The sequence below is a fragment of the Bacillus sp. JJ1521 genome (genome assembly GCF_036965165.1).
In the GTDB taxonomy this organism is placed as follows: Bacteria; Bacillota; Bacilli; order Bacillales; family Bacillaceae_L; genus Ferdinandcohnia.
The window spans coordinates 1-4,852 of sequence record NZ_JBALOX010000273.1; the positions used below are offsets into that span (position 1 = coordinate 1).

Annotated in this window: 4 protein-coding genes; 1 reads left to right on the forward strand and 3 read right to left on the reverse strand. The window is 36.0% G+C overall.

Annotated elements, in window-relative coordinates; translation table 11 throughout:
- Window positions 1-238 precede the first annotated feature (238 nt).
- Entirely contained in the window at window positions 239-1,147 is a 909-nt protein-coding gene (locus tag V7147_RS24585; protein WP_335370422.1) for an AraC family transcriptional regulator, read from the forward strand.
- A 96-nt stretch (window positions 1,148-1,243) separates the two neighbouring features.
- Here V7147_RS24585 and V7147_RS24590 read toward each other — a convergent pair whose 3' ends face one another.
- From V7147_RS24590 to V7147_RS24600, 3 genes are all read right to left on the reverse strand, one after another.
- Window positions 1,244-2,542 (reverse strand): erythromycin esterase family protein, encoded by a 1,299-nt coding sequence (locus V7147_RS24590; RefSeq protein ID WP_335370423.1) that lies wholly within the window; start codon window positions 2,540-2,542, stop codon window positions 1,244-1,246.
- A gap of 161 nt (window positions 2,543-2,703) precedes the next feature.
- Entirely contained in the window at window positions 2,704-4,059 is a 1,356-nt protein-coding gene (locus V7147_RS24595) for a D-serine ammonia-lyase (RefSeq protein ID WP_335370424.1), read from the reverse strand.
- 161 nt (window positions 4,060-4,220) lie between these two features.
- Window positions 4,221-4,718 (reverse strand): hypothetical protein, encoded by a 498-nt coding sequence (locus V7147_RS24600; protein WP_335370425.1) that lies wholly within the window; start codon window positions 4,716-4,718, stop codon window positions 4,221-4,223.
- Window positions 4,719-4,852 lie beyond the last annotated feature (134 nt).

Consider the following 4,852-nt stretch of genomic DNA (forward strand, 5'->3'; position numbering starts at 1 on the left):
ATCTAATAGGAATAAAGGACGTAGGTTTTAAACCAACTAAACTAGATGTTTATGTATACTATAATCTCCAAAAGACAAGGCTTTCATTTCTCATAAATTTGCATCTAGAGAAGGCTTTCATTTCCTCTGCGACTTCATTACATATTGAATATAGTGATATAATATCAAGGAAATACATGAAATATATTGTTATTTTTGCTTATAATATTGTATATCTTGCTATTCAAAAGGAGAACTTATGGTAGAATCTACATTTATGCCAGTATTAAATGAGAATTTTGAGGTTTATTATTGGAGCAAAAAATTTCATTCACATGATTGGGGCAGAAAGCCTCTCACATCTTTAGAAAATTATTCTGAAATCGAGCCTTTATTCCGATTGCATAGTCACGATGCAATGGAGATACTCGTATTTTTAGGGGGCGAATGTGAATTTTTTTGTGAAGGACAAATCTATTCACTAACCAAAGGGGATGTAGTCATCATTCCCCCATATGCGGTACATAAGGCAGAAGTAAGCGATTTTGACAACTATGAGAGAATCGTATCGACGATCAGCAACTCATTATTGGCTGAATTTTTATCGATTTCTCCCTTCATGAGTGACAGCATCATTTATCATAAAACTCAGGGTTCATACGTTGTTCATCTCCATTCCCAAAATTTAAAGGAAATTCTCTCGCTTTTTCAAGAAATAAGTAATCGTATAAAAAATAATAGCGACCCTAATTCCTTTTCCTTACATTATCTATTATTTCGAGCTATGGAAATTATCTTAAATCCAGCCAGTAGTGAGCCAACAAAAAGTGTAAGAAGTGATGCAGATCAACGCTTACATTCCATAATCGAATTCGTTGAAAAACATTTGACCGATCCAGAAATGAATTTAGACAACGTATCTGATCATTTTCATTTAAACAAATATTATTTTTCCCATTATTTTAAAAATCACATGAAGGTGCCCTTTTATCGGTATGTGTTATTGAAACGACTTGCAACCGCCGTTGCCTTCATCCAACAAAATGAGCTCTCAATCGAGGAAATTGCCATAAAATGCGGTTTTCAAGATTACTCCAGCTTTTATCGACTCTTTAAAAAGGAATATAATCTATCTCCTAAAAACCTACAAAAGGAGTTTAGGAAATAGGGCAAAAAGGTTAATAACAATCCTGAACAAAGCAATCATAAAATTCACAGTATTTTGCATGGTCAAACAGGCTTAGAAATGCAAACTTCTCTAAGCCTAAATTAACACACCCGTGACTTCAAGTGGAGTTAAAGCATTTGTGGTGTTTACAAAAACAAACGCATCATATCGTTCGGATATCACTGACGGAACATAGTTGCCATAATGCTCAAATTGTGGATTGTAGACAACGCCAATTGCGCGATGACCAATTTTTTTAACAAATAAATGTTTATTTTTCTTTGTAAAAACGAGAAGTTTATCGTAAGCTCCTGCTTTATACAGGAAGTCTTCCCAACTACCGGCAACTGCGGGAGGGGTATTCATTTTCTTAAAGTTTTCACCCCATTCTGTAGCTGCAATTACCGTACCGTGATGTGTTCCGAAACCGACGATAAACACATTTTCTGTACCTACCTCTTCCCTTAAGAGTTGACCAACATTTACAATTCCTTCATTTGCCATATCAGTAGCTCTTGCATCCCCAACATGAGTATTGTGTTCCCAGATGATCCCTTTGGATTCACGGTTATAAAAGGAATCAATTTTATGTATCACCTCAACCATATGACGATCTCTGATATTCCATGATTCATTATCGTTGGTTATCATGGTTGTATAATAGTTTTCAGCATTTGCAGTAATAAGTGAGTTTACCTCTACGTTTAAACTACCTTCCTCTGAATCCTGATAATTATGTTTGTTTACACTTATTTCCGTTAGAAGTTTTGTAACCTCTTCGTGACACCCTTCAGCATAAAAAGCAGAGGACAAAGCATACTTTTCCACCTCACGATTAAATGGTTCAAAACACGCGAAAGCCTTTCTTGCGACCTCTAGATCAGGTGAGTTTCTTTTTTCTAAATACTTTAGTATTTCATCCATTGATTCCCATAAACTATAGATGTCAATTCCATAAAACCCAACTTTATTTTCACTCGATTTTCCTTGATTAAATTCTTTTAACCATTCAATTAAGTCAATCATTTCTTGATTTGCCCACATCCAGGTCGGCCAACGTTTAAAAGATATGAGGACATCACGAGCATTTTCAAATTGATTTGAATACCCCTTAATATAACGATTCACCTCTTGGCATGCCGGCCAATCACCTTCTACAGCTATGAAGGTAAACTCTTTTTCAACTATTAACCTTTTGGTCATGTCCGCACGAATTTTATAGAATTCAGACGTCCCATGCGAGGCTTCACCCAACAAAATGTATTTCTGATTTGTAATCGCACTAACAAGTGGATCAAGGTCATTTTTGGAACCCGTAATTGGATTAGAATGCTGTTGTATCGCTTGTATCATTTTATCTTCCATAGTAACCCCTTTAGTTTTAATATTTTGCATTATACGAATTATCACCTGATGATCAGATAGAAGAGCCCTGTCATTTGCATTCATATCTTTTCCCAAACCATTCATATTACTAAAGTATCTAAAAAAACCCGACAACCATATTAGGAATGTCGGCAATATTACTGTATAGAAATTGGATTGGTGACGATCATTTACTTTTGAGCCTTTACCCCTGTTTTAACATACGAATCCATTATTTCCTTAGGAACCATGCTTCCTCCCGTTGCCCATGAAATATGAACTGCTTGTTTCATTTTTTCTTTTAAGTGAGTTTTATCGATATACTTTCTTCCTTCCGCTTCTGCAAATAATCGTGCTGGCCCGGCAATTCCTGCTAATGCTGAGGGTTCTAAATAGATATGTTCTGTTTGAGCCAACATACTAAGATAAGCAAATAAGTTATGATCTTCCACCGTATAAACCCCACTAATCAGGTGCTCCAATGTTTTTCCAACAAAGCCCGATGGTCTTCCAACAGCTAATCCATCAGCAGCCGTTTTGTTGTCAATTCCAAAATCTTGGACCGAAATCTTGTCATGTTGCTCCGTTAATAATCCTAATAACATACATGGAGAATGGGATGGCTCGGCAAAAAAACAATGGACATGATCTTTGAAAATTAGCTTCAGACCAAAGGCAACACCTCCTGGCCCGCCTCCAACTCCACAAGGAAGGTACACAAACAATGGATGATCTTCATCAATTGTAATGTTCATCGCATCTAATTGTTTTTGTAGTCTTAATGCTGCTACGGCATACCCTAAAAACAAATTAGTTGAATTTTCATCGTCAATGAAATAGCTTTTAGGATCGTCCTGAGACTGTTTCCGACCTTGTTCAACTGCAACACTGTAATCCAATTCGTGTTCAACAACTGTTACTCCCTTACTTCTGAGCAGGTCTTTTTTCCATTGCTTTGCATCGGAAGACATATGCACCGTTACGTTAAATCCTAGTTTGGCACTAATCATTCCAATACTTAATCCTAGATTTCCAGTAGATCCCACCACAATCGAATAATTGGAAAAGAACTGTCTGAATGAATCGCTATCAAGTTTGCTATAATCTTCGTTCAGAGTCAGAAGCTTATTTTCAATCGCTAAGTCTTCAGCATGCTTTAGTACTTCATAAATACCACCTCTTGCTTTAATGGAGCCAGAAATCGGCAGATGACTATCACATTTTAGGAGCATTTTCCCTTCTATCTTTTCAGAAAATAATCTCTCAAGGGAGCCCTGCATCACAGGAATTTCTTTTAGAGGTGATTCGATAATCCCATTCATTTCCCTTGTCTCTGGGAATACGCTCGCAAGATAAGGCGCAAACCTCCTTAACCTCTTTTCAGCATCACGTACATCCTCGATTCCTAAAGAAACATGTTGAATCGCACTTTCAAAATCGATGTACTTCGGATTATTCCAAAAAACTTCCTCAGTTAAGATGAGTTTTTCTAATAATGGAAAGCTTTGAATCCATGCTTCTTTTGTTTTTCCTAAAATAAGTTCCATTCCTGCACTCCTTTAATGTTTTTGTTACGAATTCGTTAATTCCATTTTATCTTTTAAATTTGTTGTATGGCTACTCATTCGTAGGTTTTTATACAAAACAAAAGAGAGGATACACACCGATCCTCCCTGTACCAAACAATGGTTTTGAACTTATTCTCAAATCAATCAACTAAATTTGCAAATGGCCTCTTTCGGTACACTTTCTTAAAGACTCTAATTAAATGTTTTTTTACATCATTAGGATCATCAATAGGGGTTTCCTTCCAACAAATGATCAAGTCTTGGTAATTTTCTAATTGCCAAATGACCCTCCCGCCATAGTGACCTACATTTTTCCCCATTCCGAATTTTAATAATTGATTAATTCTTGAATTCAAAGTTGCAGCGCTTTTTCCACCACCAGCTTTACCTATATAGATGACTTTCGCATCATTCACCCAATTGTCTTTTAGCTCTTCGATCGGAACATTAGGGTCCTTCCCCTTGAAAAATCCACCTGAACCTTTATTCAAAAACTCTGGAGAATCATTTGGTGTGTAAAGGACCATATACACTCCTCGATTATGGGGAATGATCGAATGATTTTGCATCAATTGACTAACCGGAATATACCCTTCAAAGCCATAATCTTTGATTGATTTAAAATTGCTAAAATCCAAAGCTTCACCTCTTTTTTTCAAGTATTCATGCAATGCACGGTTATATCATCTTATTTTCTATGTATCCATTAAATTCCCAAAATAGAAATTTATAAAGAAAAATCAGGATTACCAAAACTACGTCTTTTATGTTA

Coding starts and splice junctions, on each gene's coding strand:
- V7147_RS24595 (WP_335370424.1), bottom strand. CDS start 4,059: ATGGAACTTATTTTAGGAAAAACAAAAGAAGCATGGATTCAAAGCTTT.
- V7147_RS24585 (WP_335370422.1), top strand. CDS start 239: ATGGTAGAATCTACATTTATGCCAGTATTAAATGAGAATTTTGAGGTT.
- V7147_RS24590 (WP_335370423.1), bottom strand. CDS start 2,542: ATGCAAAATATTAAAACTAAAGGGGTTACTATGGAAGATAAAATGATA.